Origin of the sequence: Campylobacter troglodytis, from assembly GCF_006864425.1 — a bacterium.
Classification (GTDB): Bacteria; Campylobacterota; Campylobacteria; order Campylobacterales; family Campylobacteraceae; genus Campylobacter_D; species Campylobacter_D troglodytis.
In genome coordinates this window covers 1-1,774 of sequence record NZ_QHLI01000136.1, presented here as the reverse complement: position 1 = coordinate 1,774, position 1,774 = coordinate 1, and the positions used below count along the sequence as shown (strand labels likewise).

The 1,774-nt window shown below is 31.6% G+C and carries 2 protein-coding genes; both read left to right on the top strand.

Annotation, left to right across the window (positions count from 1 at the left end; genetic code table 11):
* The coding region (locus DMC01_RS14025; RefSeq protein WP_185908947.1) for a hypothetical protein at window positions 1-612 on the top strand (612 nt) is incomplete at its 5' end.
* The coding region (locus DMC01_RS12380; protein WP_142694490.1) for a hypothetical protein at window positions 609-1,774 on the top strand (1,166 nt) is incomplete at its 3' end. The genes DMC01_RS14025 and DMC01_RS12380, both read left to right, overlap by 4 nt.

Genomic DNA, 1,774 nt, shown 5'->3' with positions numbered 1-1,774 from the left:
TACAGCATACACAAACCCTTTAATGAAAAAAACATCAAAAAAGAATGGCACACTATAAATGCACTAAATTTAAAAGACTATGAGTTAAATTCAAAAGAATTAATCATCCCAAAAGCAAAGCAAGATAGGCTAGGCATAGGGTATGACGAGCTTTGGGAGCTTGTGAGTGTGGGTGAGGAGGATTTAAAATTGCCACACTTTGATAAGCCCTATGAAGAATATAATAATTCTTGGGAAAATATTATGGAAAGATTTGGGGAATTACTTAGGGATATGTCTGGGTTAAGTCGTCCTTGGCTAGATGACAAAGAAAGTGAAATTTTATGGGATAAATTAGGCTTAGAGGTAAAAAGCATATTTATGCAAAATAATTTTTACAATAATCAGCCTATATTTGAGTATTTACGCATATTTTTTAGAAATCATCAAATATCTGATGATAATCCTTATGGAGAATCACATATAGATTTTAATCTATTGCAAAATTTAGCAAGTATCATAGCAAACGCCCATTTAAGGCTAAATACCTACCTAGCTTACCGTTTCAATCAAGCCTTGGCATTAGCCTTTGTAAATGCTTATGATAAAGATCGGAGCGAGGAAGATAGATGAAATTTACAGAACTTAGCCTTGATGAATATAAAAAGCTTCGTTTAGAGCTTTTACAAAGCGTAGAGGGCTTTAAGGAAAAAATATATAAGGATAAAAACTCTTATGCTACCATTGGCATTGGTATAAATATAGCCTCTGATAAGATAGATAAAATTTGGCTGAAACTTGTTTTATATTATCTTTTTGATCTGCTAAAAGATGAAATAGAAATAGAACTGATGCAGTTTGATAGCTATAAATATAGCTTTAAAAAGATCATAAAAGATACAACAAGCTATAAATATAAGCAATATAAAAGACTTATTGATAAAATTGCTGATAGCACAAAGGGTTTAAATACAGCCAATTTAAATAAATCCATCGAAACTGAAATTCAAAGCTACCTAAAAGAAAGCACAAAAGACAATAAAAGACTAAACGAGGCTGAGTTAAAGATTACCAAAAACGCTAAGGGAGAGGCTGAGTATATAAAATTCACACTTAGCCAAACACAGGCACAAGAACTTTTTAATATTATGATTATTAACTATGAGGCTTTAACCCTAAGGCTTTTAAACAATAAAGGATTTACTGAATTTGGGAATTTAAAAGAACTTCAAAATAAACAAGCCCAAAGAAGATACTACAAGGAATTCATACCCTTTGTGAGTGCTAGCTATCAAGATGGTGGATTTATAGCACAAAATAAACTCTTAGCACAAGCTCTTAAATTTCAAAGTAGATTTTTAATGTGGGCTCTTCTTAGATATGATTTTGTGTTAAATGGACATAAAGAAGCTAATAAATGGGATGCCTATGCAAGAAGACGGATCCTACAAGCAACCATTTTTAATCTCACAAACAAAAAAGACAAAGAATTAGAAACTGAAAGTGAAAAATTTAGCACCTGCCTTGATATATTTAAGGTTTTGAATTTGCTTGATGCTTCTGAGGACAAGCAGACTTATTTGGAGTATTTTGAGGGCATTGATGGGAAAATTGACAAGTATATAAGCAAGGAAAAAGAAGCATACAAGAATAAAAATATCAAAAATAAAACAGCAAACTACAAAGATGATCCAAGCTACTCAATCTACCGCTCTTTGTATATAAACCCCAATGAGCTTAAATCCTTAAAAGAGCTTTTAAGCTTTTATACTGAGTATTTAGACGAATTAGTTCC